16 protein-coding genes are annotated in these 13,785 nt (G+C 61.4%); 8 read left to right on the plus strand and 8 right to left on the minus strand.

Features of this window, described 5'->3' with window-relative positions:
- The first annotated feature begins 114 nt into the window (after nt 1-114).
- The 3 genes from P3G66_RS23920 to P3G66_RS23930 all read left to right on the plus strand — a co-directional run bounded on the left by P3G66_RS23920 (nt 115) and on the right by P3G66_RS23930 (nt 4,541).
- On the plus strand, nt 115-1,068 hold the full coding sequence (locus P3G66_RS23920) for a cyclase family protein (RefSeq protein WP_007735859.1): 954 nt from the start codon (nt 115-117) through the stop codon (nt 1,066-1,068).
- Nucleotides 1,065-2,714 carry a long-chain fatty acid--CoA ligase gene (locus P3G66_RS23925; protein ID WP_192712823.1) on the plus strand — a complete coding sequence of 550 codons (1,650 nt, stop codon included), beginning with the start codon at nt 1,065-1,067 and terminating at the stop codon, nt 2,712-2,714. Before P3G66_RS23920 ends, P3G66_RS23925 begins: the two co-directional genes overlap by 4 nt.
- A gap of 378 nt (nt 2,715-3,092) precedes the next feature.
- Nucleotides 3,093-4,541: a histidine-type phosphatase gene (locus P3G66_RS23930; RefSeq protein ID WP_209910734.1), complete on the plus strand. Its 1,449-nt coding sequence runs from the start codon at nt 3,093-3,095 to the stop codon at nt 4,539-4,541.
- Here P3G66_RS23930 and P3G66_RS23935 read toward each other — a convergent pair.
- Both P3G66_RS23935 and P3G66_RS23940 read right to left on the minus strand, forming a co-directional pair.
- Complete coding sequence (locus tag P3G66_RS23935; RefSeq protein ID WP_143542652.1) at nt 4,487-4,870, minus strand: helix-turn-helix transcriptional regulator; 384 nt, start codon at nt 4,868-4,870, stop codon at nt 4,487-4,489. The genes P3G66_RS23930 and P3G66_RS23935 overlap by 55 nt on opposite strands.
- Nucleotides 4,871-5,022: 152 nt before the next feature.
- Complete coding sequence (locus P3G66_RS23940; protein ID WP_003943607.1) at nt 5,023-5,481, minus strand: hypothetical protein; 459 nt, start codon at nt 5,479-5,481, stop codon at nt 5,023-5,025.
- 171 nt (nt 5,482-5,652) lie between these two features.
- Between P3G66_RS23940 and P3G66_RS23945 the strand changes: the two genes are divergently transcribed.
- Together P3G66_RS23945 and P3G66_RS23950 are read left to right on the plus strand one after the other, a co-directional pair.
- Nucleotides 5,653-6,549 (plus strand): oxygenase MpaB family protein, encoded by an 897-nt coding sequence (locus P3G66_RS23945; RefSeq protein ID WP_003943533.1) that lies wholly within the window; start codon nt 5,653-5,655, stop codon nt 6,547-6,549.
- Between the two features lie 20 nt (nt 6,550-6,569).
- Complete coding sequence (locus P3G66_RS23950) at nt 6,570-7,067, plus strand: hypothetical protein (RefSeq protein ID WP_064442920.1); 498 nt, start codon at nt 6,570-6,572, stop codon at nt 7,065-7,067.
- A gap of 7 nt (nt 7,068-7,074) precedes the next feature.
- Here the strand turns inward: P3G66_RS23950 and P3G66_RS23955 are convergent, their stop codons facing one another.
- Entirely contained in the window at nt 7,075-7,683 is a 609-nt protein-coding gene (locus P3G66_RS23955; RefSeq protein WP_003943589.1) for a hypothetical protein, read from the minus strand.
- Nucleotides 7,680-8,144: a GNAT family N-acetyltransferase gene (locus P3G66_RS23960; RefSeq protein ID WP_003943603.1), complete on the minus strand. Its 465-nt coding sequence runs from the start codon at nt 8,142-8,144 to the stop codon at nt 7,680-7,682. Before P3G66_RS23960 ends, P3G66_RS23955 begins: the two co-directional genes overlap by 4 nt.
- A 148-nt stretch (nt 8,145-8,292) precedes the next feature.
- Between P3G66_RS23960 and P3G66_RS23965 the strand changes: the two genes are divergently transcribed.
- Nucleotides 8,293-8,868: a hypothetical protein gene (locus tag P3G66_RS23965; RefSeq protein ID WP_037130951.1), complete on the plus strand. Its 576-nt coding sequence runs from the start codon at nt 8,293-8,295 to the stop codon at nt 8,866-8,868.
- Nucleotides 8,869-8,878: 10 nt separating this feature from the next.
- On the opposite strand, the gene P3G66_RS23970 is transcribed toward P3G66_RS23965, so the two are convergent.
- From P3G66_RS23970 to P3G66_RS23980, 3 genes are read right to left on the minus strand one after another with little or no spacing between them, the layout of a single operon-like run.
- Nucleotides 8,879-9,823, minus strand: coding sequence for a tyrosine-protein phosphatase (locus P3G66_RS23970; RefSeq protein ID WP_276117199.1), 945 nt, complete (start codon nt 9,821-9,823; stop codon nt 8,879-8,881).
- Between the two features lie 51 nt (nt 9,824-9,874).
- A complete protein-coding gene (locus tag P3G66_RS23975; protein WP_125050150.1) occupies nt 9,875-11,038 on the minus strand; it encodes a hypothetical protein in 1,164 nt (387 codons plus the stop codon).
- A complete protein-coding gene (locus tag P3G66_RS23980) occupies nt 11,035-12,243 on the minus strand; it encodes a phosphotransferase family protein (RefSeq protein ID WP_054188744.1) in 1,209 nt (402 codons plus the stop codon). The genes P3G66_RS23975 and P3G66_RS23980 overlap by 4 nt, the downstream gene beginning before the upstream one ends.
- Before the next feature lie 124 nt (nt 12,244-12,367).
- Between P3G66_RS23980 and P3G66_RS23985 the strand changes: the two genes are divergently transcribed.
- Nucleotides 12,368-12,991 (plus strand): TetR/AcrR family transcriptional regulator, encoded by a 624-nt coding sequence (locus P3G66_RS23985; protein ID WP_003943532.1) that lies wholly within the window; start codon nt 12,368-12,370, stop codon nt 12,989-12,991.
- Between the two features lie 30 nt (nt 12,992-13,021).
- Nucleotides 13,022-13,498: a ribonuclease E activity regulator RraA gene (rraA, locus tag P3G66_RS23990; protein ID WP_003943552.1), complete on the plus strand. Its 477-nt coding sequence runs from the start codon at nt 13,022-13,024 to the stop codon at nt 13,496-13,498.
- A gap of 15 nt (nt 13,499-13,513) precedes the next feature.
- On the opposite strand, the gene P3G66_RS23995 is transcribed toward rraA, so the two are convergent.
- Nucleotides 13,514-13,741 carry an RNA-binding S4 domain-containing protein gene (locus P3G66_RS23995; RefSeq protein WP_003943569.1) on the minus strand — a complete coding sequence of 76 codons (228 nt, stop codon included), beginning with the start codon at nt 13,739-13,741 and terminating at the stop codon, nt 13,514-13,516.
- Between the last annotated feature and the right edge of the window lie 44 nt (nt 13,742-13,785).

Below are 13,785 nucleotides of genomic sequence, written 5' to 3' on the forward strand. Positions count from 1 at the left end.
GCAATCGGTGAACCTGTTGACTACTGATTATCGGCCTGAACATGATGTGGATCACAAAGACCCAGGTCCGCCCGAGCGATCGTTCGGTGTCGGTAGCGAGAGGATCGAATCACCATGACCGAGGCGCCATATCTTGGAGAACTCCTGCGCGACGCACCCAGCAACTGGGGCAAGTGGGGAGAGTCCGACGAGGTCGGTTCACTGAACTACCTCGACGCCGGACAGGTGCTTCGTGGCGTCGGAACCATCAAGCAGGGTTCCGTGTTCACACTCCAACGTCTTATCGGCGATCCCAAGGGTGATCCGGTGTGGCCGGGACGCAGCCCTGCCGAGCGCACACAGATCTTCGACGAGAGCAGCTGGGACGGCGACGACGCCCCCAACTTCCCCGGTGGCCTGCATTACGCGGACGACAAGATCGACGCGTTCCTGCAGGGTTCGACGCAGTACGACGCGCTCGGCCACGTCTGGTACGACGGCGCGCTGTGGAACGGATACTCCGCTGACACCACTGTCGGCGGCCTGGAGAAGGCCAGCGTCGAACCGATTGCCGACCGTGGCGTCGTCGGACGCGCAGTACTTCTCGACATGGCAAAGTTCCGCGGCAAGGAAAACCTCGACAAGGCCGAAACCTTCACGCACCATGATCTTTTGGCCTGTGCCGAAGCGCAGGGGGTCACCATCGAGAAGCGTGACATCCTCGTCATCCGCACCAACTTCCTCAAGCTGTTCTTCGACCAGGGCGAAGCCTTCTACGAGGGCTTCTGCGAGCCCGGCCTGATCTACAGCCCCGAACTCGTCCAGTGGTTCCAGGACATGGAGATCCCCAACCTTGTCACTGACACCATTGCCAACGAGGTCACCACCGACCCCGAAAACGGTGTGGCACTGGTTCTCCACAACGCATTGATGCGCAACCTCGGAGTGGTGTTCACCGAGATCTGCGATCTGGAGAAGTTGGCCGCGGACTGCGCGGCCGACGGCCAGTACACGTTCCTGTACGTCGCCGCGCCACTCAAGGTCGCAAAGGCCAGCGGCTCTCCCGTGAATCCGGTTGCCATCAAATGACATACGAAGATCGCCCTTGGTTGGCGTTGTACCGCAACGACGTTCCCCCCGACATCGACGTCGAACACCCCACGATGCTCGAAATGTTGGCAGCGGCGGTCCGCTCTGATCCGGACGCCACGGCTGTGAAGTACTTCGACGGTCAACTCAGTTACGCCGAACTGGATCAGCAGAGTGACGCGCTGGCCCGAGCACTCCGAGCCGGTGGACTGGTGAAGGGTGACCGCGTCGCTCTGTTCCTCCAGAACGTTCCGCAGTTCGTGCTTGCGCTCGCCGGAATCTGGAAAGCCGGCGGCGTCGCAGTCTCGATCAATCCCATGAGCCGTGAACGAGAACTGGGATACCAACTCGAAGATTCCGGAGCAGCGGTTCTGATCGCTCTCGAGGGGCTCTACGAGTCCGTCGGCCGCAATGTCGTCTCCGACTCGCCGGTCAGGCGAGTTATCACCACCTCGGAACTCGAGTATCAAAGTCGCAACGATCCGAGGATTTTCGACGGAATCGTCAAGAAGGATCTCGGTACCGACGATCTTGCGACGCTGATCGACGAACATCGTCTCGGCGATCCGATCACCACTGACGCTGCACCGGAAGACATTGCGGTACTGACGTATACGTCGGGAACCACGGGTCCGCCGAAGGGAGCGATGACCTCTCACGCGAATATGACCTTCAACGCCCAGGTCTACCGGGACTGGCTGGGGCTCACCCCGAAAGACACGGTTCTCGGAGTTGCACCGCTCTTCCACATCACGGGGTTGATCGGTCACATCGCGGTGTCCGTCCTGGCGAGAATGCCGCTGGTGCTGGCCTATCGCTTCCACCCCGAGGTGATGCTCGACGCGATTCGTGAGCACCAACCGACATTCACAGTCGGCGCCATCACTGCGTTCACCGCACTGCTCAACACTCCGGGATGCGCGCCCGAAGACTTCACCTCCATGCGGTTGCTCTACTCCGGCGGCGCACCCATCTCGCCGACTGCCGCCGAGGCCGTCCGCGCCATGACCGGTGCTGCGCTGCACAACATCTACGGGCTGACCGAGACCACGTCGCCGACCCATGCCGTTCCCGTTGGTGCGGATACGCCGGTCGACCCCACATCCGGAGCGCTGTCTGTCGGCGTTCCCGTACCCAACACCGTGGTCCGCATCGAAGACGAGGGCGGTGCGGTCCTGCCGATCGGAGAGATCGGCGAACTGGTCGTCCGAGGTCCACAGGTGGTGCGCGGTTACTGGAACAAGCCGGAGGAGAGTGCGTCGGCCATTCGCGACGGGTGGTTCCACACCGGCGACGTGGGGTTCATGGACGAAGCCGGCTGGTTCTACGTCGTCGACCGTAAGAAGGACATGATCATCGCGTCCGGCTACAAGGTGTGGCCACGCGAGGTCGAGGACGTTCTTGCCGAGCACCCCGCAGTCCGTGAGGCGGCAGTCGTCGGGATCGCCGACGAATACCGCGGTGAGACGGTGAAGGCGTTTGTCAGCCTCGTCGCGGGGGCGTCCGTCACCCCGGAAGATCTGATCGATCACTGCAAGCAGCGGATGGCGGCGTACAAGTACCCACGCTCCGTGGTGCTGGTGGAGGAACTGCCCAAGACCGTCACGGGCAAGATCTTGCGACGGGAGCTGCGCACGACCTCCTGATCACAGGGCAGCGGGCGGACTTCACGGTCCGCCTGCTGTCTGATCGCGCACAGTTTTAGGTCGACCACGCAATCGGGGTAATGGAACAGTAATATGTGCTGAGTACCCACGGACAAACGGGAGACTTCAGTGAGCAAGTTCGGACGTAAGAAGCAGCCCACGCCCAAGAGTTACCAGTGGCTGGCCATGACCCTCATCGCGTTGTCGCTCTCCGTGTCGATCGGGATTGCCGCCAAACCCTCCTGAGCTCCGCGAATCCGAAACTTGTAACCCCGCGTCCATCTGCACATGGGCAAATAGGAGCAATTCGGACGCTCAGCTGTTCTAACTTTCCTTCCGTCGTGTCACCTCGGCACCGACGGAGAGGATCAACTCACCATGCGAAGCTCACGCTTCGGCGTGCTGGCCGCTGCCGGCGCTGTCGGACTAGTGCTTGTCACCAGCAGCGTCCAGTCCATCGCCACGGCGTCACCGTTCGGTTCGCTCGACGCCGGTTCGAGCTCCGGTTCGACAGAGATACCAACCGTCAGCGACGGCGGCTTCACGTCCAAGACGCCCTACACTCCCGGCCAGCGCATCGCCGACTATCAGGCGCCGCCGACGGGATACTCCCCCGTGTACACGGAAAGTGTTGCGCGCCATGGTTCCAGAGCACTGTCGAGCCTGAAGTACGACGACCTGAGCCTGCAGCTGTGGGAAATCGCCGAAGCCGAGAACGCATTGACTCCCGTCGGCAAGGAATTCGGCCCGGCCCTCCGTGATCTCATGGCCGCCAACAAGAAGCTGGGGTACGGCAACCTCAGCGGACGCGGGATCACCGAACACAGACAGCTCGGCGCGCGGGTCACTGAACGCCTCCCCCAACTGTTCGACGCCATCGCAGCGCAACAGGGCACCATCACCTTGACCTCGTCGGGTGTGGACCGTGCCGTGGACAGCGCCGAGAACTTCGCGCAAGGGCTGACCGGTGCGTTTCCAGCCGTCGCCGGCGATGTTGCACCGGTGACCACGGATGCCGACCTTCTCTACTTCCACGACTCGGATGCAAACGCCGACTACAAGGACTACGAAGAGTCCGATCCTCGACTGAAAGCCGTCGACGACCAGATCGCCGATCTTCCCCGCACCCGCGAGGTCTCGCGGCACATGATGCTCAGGCTCTACTCGGAGGACTTCGTGAACCGGCTGAGTGCGGGCGAGTTCTCACTCGTCGACCGTGGCAAGGGTTCCAGCACGATCGACAACGAAGTCGACGCCGCGTACATGCTGTACAACACGTACATCATCACTCCGGGCATGGCCGAAGAAGGCAAGTGGAATTTCGAGCGGTTCATCGAACCTGCTGACGCGCAGTGGCTCGCATACACGAACGATGCCGAGGACTTCTACGCCAAGGGCCCGGGCTTCACCGGTGAAGACGTCACCTACCGGATGGCAACTGTCCTGCGCGACGAGTTCCTGCGCGGCCTGCAGAAACATACCGGCGACGACGCCGTCCCGGGAGCGGATTTCCGGTTTGCACACGCAGAAACGATCATCCCCTTCGCAGCACTCTTGAAACTGCCGGGAAGCACCGCCTCGCAGGCGGAGGGCGACCTCTACACCTATGCGAACAACCCCTGGCGCGGATCACAGGTCAGCCCGATGGCTGCGAACGTGCAGTGGGACGTCTACGCCGGACCGGAGGGTAAGCGTCTGGTCCGAATGCTTTACAACGAGCGCGAGACAGCATTTGCTGCCCCGTGCGCTCCGGTGAGCGCCGGGAGTTTCTTCTACACGCCGGACGAACTGGCCCGCTGCCTGCCGGAGATTTCACCGGCAGCCTGAGATCCGGCAACTCGGGATCCAGCCAGCGGTCGACGAGGGCGCGCCCATACCTGGTGCAATGCCAGCATGCGCGCCTTCTCGTCGTCTTCCATCAACAAGGCGTCGCAGATCCTCACGATGACCGGAGCCGAAACACCAACGGACGTACCCTGTTCCAGCCGCTGATAGTGATTGAAACTGATGTCGGCAATCTGCGCGACATCGCGCCGACTGAGGCCGTGCATTCGGCGAGCACCCTCGCAGCGCATGCCGACCATTTCGGGCGCAAGACTGTTTCGTTTTTCGACGAGCATCTGGCTCATCAACTGACGCGCGCTCGACCCGTTCACGTCGCCACCTTTTCCATCCCTGAAATATGCTTTCACCTAACATGTTTCAGAATATGGGATGGGACGGACCCGGCGGTATCTCCGAGATGACAGATAATCACGCGATACCGCCAACCCTGTGCCCGTCCAGGCTGTGACGATCAGGCTCAAGATCAGGCTATGAACCTGCCGATCGTCGGATTCGACTGGCAGATGGGACTACTGCCCCAGTTGATCGAACCGAACGCCGTCGCAACGACATTGCCGACGCCGGTGTTCACCGTCGCGGACAGGTACGGATAGGTACCGACCAGGTCGACGATTCCGGACTTGCCCGTGTCGGTGTTGACCCACGCAACAGTCACCTGACCCGCCGCCGGGATGGGTGCAGCGGCCGGGAACGAATCGAAGCGAATGTCACCCTTGGCGATGGGCGGATTGGATTCTGGCCCGGACTGGCCGGTGAGCCCGGTCAACGAGGCCAGCGACCCCTGATTCGGACACCCGATAGTGACGGCGGCGCCGCCGAAAGGGTGGGGCGGATCAGCCGAGGCGACTCCGGCGAACATGACGCTCGCGGCAATCGGTAGTCCGATGGCCGCAAAAACCCCGGCCGTGCGTGTGACGCTCATAGCTGCTCCTCGGGTCGACAACACTTTCCGGATACCCCTGGTACAACGCCCGAAACGAAGGAAAGACGACTATTCACACCCCCTAGACAACGCGTGTTGTCAGAACTACAGTCGGTGGTGCAGCTCACACCTATCTCTGCCGCGCGCAGACCAGTCCCAGGGAGTGTTCAGATGAAGCGCTACGACCTCCGCAGTCGCACGGATCAACTCGATCCCGAAACCGATTACGAAGAGATGTCGCGCATTCTCGCGGCGCAAGAGTTTCCCTGGGACATCAATCAGGCGCTCAGCTTCGCACTGTTTCGTACATACGCTGTCCCCTCGATCGGCAAGCTCCTCTTCTCCACGGGCGAGTTCACCGACAAGGTTCAGAAGCGCTACGACGACACCAGCCTGATCCTCGACGCCATCCTCGAGCACGGCCTCAGCAGCACCGAAGGCCGCAAGAGCGTGCGTCGAATGAATCAGATGCACGGCTCGTACGACATCTCCAACGACGACATGCTCTATGTCCTGGCCACCTTCGTCGTCACGCCGGTCAGATGGCTCGACGAGTACGGCTGGCGGAAGATGACCGACAACGAGATCGTCGGGTCGACGAATTATTACCGCCACCTGGGTCGGTACATGAACATCAAAGACACGCCGGACACCTACGAGGGCTTCGTCAAACTTCTCGACGACTATGAGCGCGAACACTTTTCATTCGATCCCGGCGCCCGAGCCGTCGCTGATTCCACCCTCGACCTGATGTGCACCTTCCCGCCCAACAACCTGGCACCGAAGGCTCTGGTCAAGGGATTCGCCTTCGCTCTCATGGACGATCACCTACTCGACGCCTTCCACTACAGGCACCCGAGCACTGCGATGCGCGTCGTCTCACGCGGTGCGCTGAAGGTCCGCGCGCGCCTGCTGCGGTTCTTCCCCGTGCGTACGAAGCGGAAATTCGCCCGTGAGCTGCCCAACATCCGCAGCTACCCGAACGGTTACAAGGTCGAAGACCTCGGCACCTTCCCCACGGGATGCCCGGTCAAGCACCTGCAGGCAGACCAGCAGGCCCAAGCGTAAGCACCTGGGATACTTGCACGGTGGCGCAACTCTGGATGCTCGAGGATCTCGAACCGTGGCGCGACACCCCCATGCCTGGCGATACTTGCGAACCGACGACCTATTGGGCCAGTCCCGAAATGTTGGACCTTCCCGCCGAGGTCTGCTGCGAAATCGATGCACGCATCGCGACCGTGACAATCGACGGCCGCACTGAGCACATAGCCCATCTCAGAAACGGATTTACGACACTGATCGGCGACGATGTCGGAGCCGTCGGCAAGACGCGGTTGAGAGGCTGCCTGGTGTGGGATCGCTACCTCTGGACTCGATACCGCACTCAGCCCACCGGGCGCGTGCGGGTGAAAGAGCGGCCCGGCCACCTCGTTCAACACGAAACACTCTTGACGACAATTCATCCCGGTCTCTTCAACGTCGTCTTCGACGGGCCGACGGTGTACTGCGAGACGAGTTGGGTACCTACCGATTTCGGCGTCCGCTGGAACACGCTGGTAGTCGAACTCGAGACTTGGAAGTGATCGGGCGTCAGTGCCAATACGGCGGATCGATATCCGGGTCGTCGAGCACGGCGTCGATCCGCGAATCAGCCACAATTCGAATGATGGCCTCCTCGGGGGCCGCAATGGTCGCGAAATGTGGATCGACATCATTGGTTATGCACCAGGAATGATCAGCCGGCCAGATGAAGGCCGGATCAGGGGAAGAACCCCACGGCCAACGAGCTGAGTTTTCCACGCTCCAATCGGCGTAGTCGGCAAGCGTTCCACGAAAGAGCCAGTAGTCACGATTGGGGATCTCGAACCGCGGAACGTCATCACCGACTGCCGACCCCCACCCGGTCCACATGCAGAAATAGCACTCGTCGGGTGTGGTTGTGTAACTGGACAACACATCCAGGGCGAAGCCGATCAGCACTTTCTCTTCCGGCCCGGTTTGATCGAAGTCGACATCATTGGATTTCTGACCGGGAAAGCTCGGATCGGGGATGAACCGTAAGCGCGCATACTTCGGAAATCCGATCGGGCCGCGCCCCGCCAACTGATACCAAGGAAGATCCTGATCGACCAGCCAATCGGTAGCCGCCAGATCTGTGCACAATGTCAGGCCCGTGCTGGGCTGATCCGTAATTCTCATGCCTGGGAAAGGGAAGAGCCTCGACCCGCGCGACGCAGGGTGATCAATTCATGGTTCGTCTCGGCGTCGTGTCGACGCCCCTCTTCTTCGAACTCCATCAGCGCATAGAACCTGCGGGCGCGATCGTTGAGCGTGTAGACCTCCAGTGTCACCTCGCCGTGCATGGTTGTGGCGTGTTCGACCAACGCCCGCCCGACGCCCAACCCTTGTGACGCCGGCGCGACGAACAGTCCCCCGATTTCGGAGCCGATCATTCCCAACAGTCCAACGACAGCGGAGTTGTGCTCAGCGACCCAATTGTCGGCCTGAATCAGATAGACCTCTCGCATCTTCTGCTCGCGTTCGCCCGTCCCCTCACCCGCAAGGAACGGATGGGCTTCACGGGCAGCGCGCGACCACAGGTCGACGACCACGTCCTCATCCGAGGGCTGGTAGCGGCGAATGATCAGATCCTGGTTCACAATCCGACCATACCCTCAGACATTAGAGGACTGGCTGGCGCCGAAAATGTTCAATTCGCGGATCTACGCACGACGACCCCGACGTATATCAGTGGACGATTCCGTTCGTTGCCGCTCCGCAGTTACTGCGGTGTGCAAGGGTTGTCCGATGACTGACGGTGATCCGGTAACTAAGCGCGGAGGTCCGGCATCCTGGTGGAAGGTGACAGCGATTGTCACCGCAGTGCTTGTCACTCTCACATGCGGCGTCATCGTGTGGTCCTTCATGCCGCCGGTTGTGTACTTTCCGTTCTTTGCGCTCGCAGCCTCAGTACTGCTCGGTTTGGGCGGAGTGTGGTTGATACTCAGCCTGATTGGCTGGATGAAGTACAAAACTCTGCGTTTGAGCACGATCGCGCCGGTGATCGTGCTCGTCACCGGTGCGCTCGTGACCTTGTCCGTCCCTTCGCGTGCTGCGTTTGCATTGTCGAAAGATTCGCTCGAAGCAGTGGCCGCGGATTGCCAGAAGTCGATGGACAACCAAACAATTGGCGTCTACCGGGTCCTGCAGGTCTGGCCCGTCGGCAACGGGTGCCGCTTCCACATCGAGGGTGGTCTAATCGATTCGATCGGATTGGCGTACTTACCTGACGGCGCACCATATCTCGGCAAGCCCCGCCGCGACGGCGAGATCGGATACCAGGAGTTCGACGGCGACTGGTACTCGTTCGTTCAAGCGTTTTAGCAGCGAGAAACTAGCCGACCAGCTTGGCCTTCAGAAGCGCGATCGTGTCCGCAGTGAGTCCGAGACCTTCGGTGAGATAACCGTCGACGGTTCCGTAATCGCTGGCTACCTGCGCGAGTCCAGCTTCCAGGTACGAAGCGTCGACACCGAGGGCCGGCTCGAGATTGGTCGCCACCTGCGGGCTCAGGGCCTGAGAGATCTGCGCAAGGATCTTCTCGTTGGTCGCCTGAAGGTAGGTGTTGCTCAACAGATAGTCGTCCATGATCGTCTGGGCGGGGACACCGGCGATGGACTGCAGCAACATCGCGGTCCAACCCGTGCGGTCCTTGCCTGAGGTGCAATGGAACAACTGCACCCCGTCACTCGCAGCGATGTCCGAGAGGACCTGCTTGAAGCCGGCACGGCGAACGGGATCGGTGACAAAACTGCGGTTGGTGTCGACCAAGAACTGCTTGGCCTCTTCCGGCGACTTGATAGTTGTGGCGAGCTGAGTGAGATCCTTGAACTCGATGGGGATGTTCGTGTGCGTCACACCGTCCGGGAGTTTGTCCGCGCCACCGATGAACGGGTTGGAGATCTCGGTTGCGCCGCGCAGGTCATAGGCGTCGGCAAGTCCGAGGCCGGTGAGTGTCGTCTTGTCTGCGTCGGTGGTCGCGGTCAGCGCATTGGACCGGTAGATGACGCCGCGCTTGAGGTGTGAGCCGTCGACGGTGGCGTATCCCCTACCGTCGTTGCCGGCGACGTCGCGAAAGTTGGCCACGGAGGCCAAGTTCGGTGTCGGCGCGAGGACAGGATCGAGCGAGCCGAGATCGACCGCTCCAAGCGAGCCTGTGTTGAGAGAGCCCAGGTCGAGCGGGATTGCCGTGGCGGGAGCAGCAAACATCAGACCACCTGTAACAACTAATGCGGCGGCCTTTGCAGTGCGAGCGAACAACATTCGTGTGCGTGTGGACATGTGGCAGTGCCTCTCTCTGCAGTTTGGGATTTGTGGTGTGGTGATCTGGAGTTACGGAGCGACATCACCGATGCCGGTAAATCCGTATCGCTGGTGAGGTCCGATGACTGCTACCTCGAACAGGCCTGTCCCGGTGCGGGTTACGCCGTCCTCGACGAGGGTGAACCGAGCCAAGCTGTCGACCGGGCACAGCATCTTCTTCCACGGTTCGATGTCCGAAACCTTCTCTCGCAGGCCCTGAACCACCAGTTCTCCCTGCCACATCCCGTGGCGCCAATCCTGCTCGAGTCCGTAGCCCGTACCGACACCGATGTAGTTGGGCAGAATCGGTTCGCAGGTTATCTCCAGGATGTGGTCGGATTCGCCTGGTGCACCGGGACGCCGGAAGTACAGAGTTCCGCTCTTCACCTCGCGAGTACCGGAAATGAACGTGAGCTGGTGGTCCGGTCGACCCAACCACTCCGGCTCGCGCGAGCGGTCCGCCCAGACGCGAGTCGCATCTTCGAGGATTCGGCGTCCATGCTGATCTTCTTGGACGATCGTGACGATGGTGAAGTCGCCGAATTGCATGATCGAGTAAATCCAGAAGAAGTTCTGACTGCCGGCTATCGCCGGATCTGCCTTGCGTCCAGGCGGTTCCGCTTCGCCGACCGGTCGCACACCCCAGGACCGATCGCGATTACCCCGCCACGTCTCCGGGGTGACCGGGATGACGTCGCCGTCGACGGTCAAGGATCCGGACCATGTTCCGGTCTGCACGAATCGTTGCGTGTCGAAGGTGACTCGTTCGAGCTGGCGATGGAAATGTCTGGCCTCGAGATTGGCGGGGCCGTCGGACTCGAAGGTGAGGTCGAAGCTCAGGTCCGGCGCTTCGGGACTCGGGTCCAACACCACACGTAGGCGGTGCAGACCCTCGATGATTTCGATTCGCAGCGGGCCTACTGACAGGTCCATACGATCGTCACCCAAGGCTCGGGATGCCCGGAAGACTATGTGGTCATCGCCGCGCCGAAGAACCGCAAAGCCGTCGCATACACCAAGATTGGGGTACTGACCGAGACCGATGATGAGAAACAGTGGCTCGGTGTCGCCGTCGACGCCTGCATGGCAGTTGAAGTAGTAACGGTCGTAGAAGTTTCGATCCGAGGTGCCCACGTGGCGGATGGTCTCGGCGATCTGATGTACCGGGTAGTCGTCGAGCGGGGACAGTGTCATCGTGCATCTCCTGTTGTGAGCGGGGATGTTGCGAGCGACTCCCAGTAGGTGCCGTCGAGCATGGCTTCGAGTGTTTTGTGGTGCAGGATCATCTCGTCCGGGTTGTCGGGGAATTCGGCCTGACCGAAAGCCACTGCGCGACTTTGGACTCGGAACATGATCACCGCGTGCCGCAGCGCGGCGTAAAGGATGTAGAAATCTAGATCCACAACCTGGTGGCCCGAAAGCGAGCGGTAGGCATCTGCCACGTCCTCGCGACGAAGGAAGTCCGGCATTCCGGGGAGTCCGGCCATGGCAGCGAGATCCTCGAAGAACCTGTGCTGGAAGATCATCCAGCCGAGGTCCAGCTCACGCGGCCCCAGTGTGGCCATCTCCCAGTCGAGGACCGCCGCCGGCTCGAAGTCGCGGTAGATGACATTTCCGATCCGCGAGTCACCCCAGCAGAGCACTGCGGAACCGGCATCGGCGGGGAAGTTCGCTTCGATCCAGTCGAAACCGCGCTCGATCAACGGAGATCCTGGTCCGTCGGCTGTTGCCCACTCGTAATAGCGCCGCTGGTCGTCAAGGTGCGCGCGAAGTGCTTCTGCCCCAGTCGGTTCGGCACCATCGCGGCACAACTCGGGGAGTGCGAGGTGCGGATCGGCCATAGCGTGTAGCTCGGCGAGCACCCGGACCGATGACTGCTGGAGTCGAGAACAGTCGTCGGCCGAAGCTTCCGAGAGCCAGGATCCGAACGTGTACGGCATGACATCGGGCGGGATTTCGCCCTCACGCCGTTCCATCACGAAGAACTCGCCGCCGAGCGCGTCCGGGTTGCTCTCGGACCAGTACACCCGCGGGATCGGCACCGACGTGTGAGCGGCGACGGCGCTCATGACCCGAAACTGCTGGTCCAGGTTGTAAGACGGAAAGATCGGTACCGCACTGTCCCGCGGGGCGATACGGGCGACCAAGCGATGCTCGGCTCGAATCCCGTCCTCGATCCACGTCGCATCGAAAAGCACAGTTTCGTTGGACATGCCGTTCGCGGCCGGCACCTCGACCGAGGTCACGGAAGGTTTCGAGCCTCGCCACAGCACGGTCGCGAGCCAGCCTTCGAGGCTGCGCCGCATCTCTGCCGGGTCGTTGCGGGATTCGCCGGGCCTGGCAAATTCGGCGTAGTCGGGATCTTCGCCGGAGTTTTCGGTTTCGGTTCGAAGGTTCATCACCACTCCTCGTGGTTCGGTGGCGCCGATGCGCACGTGCCGATTGTCGATACAATATGTATCGACTAAAGCCGTGACAGAATGTAACGGCCATCACAGCGATACCGCAAGGGATTTGCCCAAAATGTCCAAAGATTCCGAAACTCAGCACCGCCTGGGCCCGCAGCGAAACCCTGCAATCGACGACGCAGTACTGGACGCGACCAGGCAACTGTTGGAAGAAAAGGGGTACGCGGGCACGTCCATCGACGCCATAGCCACGCGTGCGGGAGTAGGACGTCCAGCCATCTACCGTCGGTGGCCGTCGAAGGCACACATCGTCAACGACGCGATCTATCCCGTACTCGACGTCGAACAGGGCGCGGACATCGACACCGAACTCGGCACCGAGGGCACGATCACGGATCAGATCCGCGCGCTGGTGCACGGCGCGGTTGCTCTGTTCGCAGCTCCCGCCACACGAGCCGCTGCTCCCGGATTGATGAGCGAAGTGCGAACAAACGCGGAATTACGCGACGTTCTCGTGGTGCGGCAACTGGCCGGAGTCCGCGTCGAGCTGAACCGTCGACTCGAGGCGGCGAGAGAGCGCGGCGACATCCGAAGCGGCGTCGACGCCGACGCTCTTCTCGACATCATGGCTGGCGCGGCCATCTTCGCGCTGTCGGTCCGTGACGTCTCGGACCCGGGACCGTTTGCCGATTCTCTTGCCGACATAGTGCTGAACGGCATACTCCCCGACGACAACTAGGCCCGAGCCCCGCCGACTATCCTGTGGGGCATGACCGAGCCTGTAGCGACCGCTGACCTTGCCGACGAGATCGGACCCGACATCCGTAGCTGCGACACGCAGTTCACCCAGTTCGGTGGACGTGAAGTCTTTGCCGGCCCCATCACCACCATCAAGTGCTTCCAGGACAACCTGCTCGTGAAGCAGACCCTCAGTGAACCGGGCAACGGCGGAGTCCTCGTCGTCGACGGTGACGCGAGCATCCACACCGCCCTGGTCGGCGACATCATTGCCGGCCGCGGCGTCGACAACGGCTGGGCCGGCGTCATCGTCAACGGAGCCGTCCGCGACTCCGCGATCCTGCGCACCCTCGACATCGGCGTCAAGGCTTTGGGCACCAACCCGCGCAAGAGCACGCAAACCGGTTCGGGCGAGAAGAACGTGCCGATCGAAATCGGCGGAGTCACCTTCAACCCCGGCGAGATCGTTTACAGCGACCAGGACGGCGTCGTCGTTCGCGAAAGCTAGTCAGAAGTCGCGGGATCAGGCGGGGGCTTCCACTTTGGCGGCCATCCCGCCGATCTCGACGACATCGCCGTCACGAAGCTGACGGCCACGGCGATCTTCGACCTCACCGTTGACCGAAACCATGCCGTCGGCGATCACTTCCTTGGCCTCCGCGCCCGATTCGATGAGGTTCGCGAGCTTGAGAAACTGACCGAGCCGAATCATTTCGTCGCGGATGGGTACTGCTGGAATGTTGTCGGTCATGTCAATCATCTTCCTCCTCCCACAAAACTGGACACGACAGACCA

The organism is Rhodococcus sp. C3V, assembly GCF_029269915.1.
In the GTDB taxonomy this organism is placed as follows: Bacteria; Actinomycetota; Actinomycetes; order Mycobacteriales; family Mycobacteriaceae; genus Rhodococcus_F; species Rhodococcus_F qingshengii.

Excerpts from the sequence above, each read along its gene's own strand:
- P3G66_RS23920 (WP_007735859.1), top strand. The coding sequence starts at position 115 with ATGACCGAGGCGCCATATCTTGGAGAACTCCTGCGCGACGCACCCAGC.
- P3G66_RS23925 (WP_192712823.1), top strand. The coding sequence starts at position 1,065 with ATGACATACGAAGATCGCCCTTGGTTGGCGTTGTACCGCAACGACGTT.
- P3G66_RS23930 (WP_209910734.1), top strand. The coding sequence starts at position 3,093 with ATGCGAAGCTCACGCTTCGGCGTGCTGGCCGCTGCCGGCGCTGTCGGA.
- P3G66_RS23940 (WP_003943607.1), bottom strand. The coding sequence starts at position 5,481 with ATGAGCGTCACACGCACGGCCGGGGTTTTTGCGGCCATCGGACTACCG.
- P3G66_RS23945 (WP_003943533.1), top strand. The coding sequence starts at position 5,653 with ATGAAGCGCTACGACCTCCGCAGTCGCACGGATCAACTCGATCCCGAA.
- P3G66_RS23955 (WP_003943589.1), bottom strand. The coding sequence starts at position 7,683 with ATGAGAATTACGGATCAGCCCAGCACGGGCCTGACATTGTGCACAGAT.
- P3G66_RS23965 (WP_037130951.1), top strand. The coding sequence starts at position 8,293 with ATGACTGACGGTGATCCGGTAACTAAGCGCGGAGGTCCGGCATCCTGG.
- P3G66_RS23970 (WP_276117199.1), bottom strand. The coding sequence starts at position 9,823 with ATGTCCACACGCACACGAATGTTGTTCGCTCGCACTGCAAAGGCCGCC.
- P3G66_RS23975 (WP_125050150.1), bottom strand. The coding sequence starts at position 11,038 with ATGACACTGTCCCCGCTCGACGACTACCCGGTACATCAGATCGCCGAG.
- P3G66_RS23980 (WP_054188744.1), bottom strand. The coding sequence starts at position 12,243 with ATGAACCTTCGAACCGAAACCGAAAACTCCGGCGAAGATCCCGACTAC.
- P3G66_RS23985 (WP_003943532.1), top strand. The coding sequence starts at position 12,368 with ATGTCCAAAGATTCCGAAACTCAGCACCGCCTGGGCCCGCAGCGAAAC.
- rraA (WP_003943552.1), top strand. The coding sequence starts at position 13,022 with ATGACCGAGCCTGTAGCGACCGCTGACCTTGCCGACGAGATCGGACCC.
- P3G66_RS23995 (WP_003943569.1), bottom strand. The coding sequence starts at position 13,741 with ATGACCGACAACATTCCAGCAGTACCCATCCGCGACGAAATGATTCGG.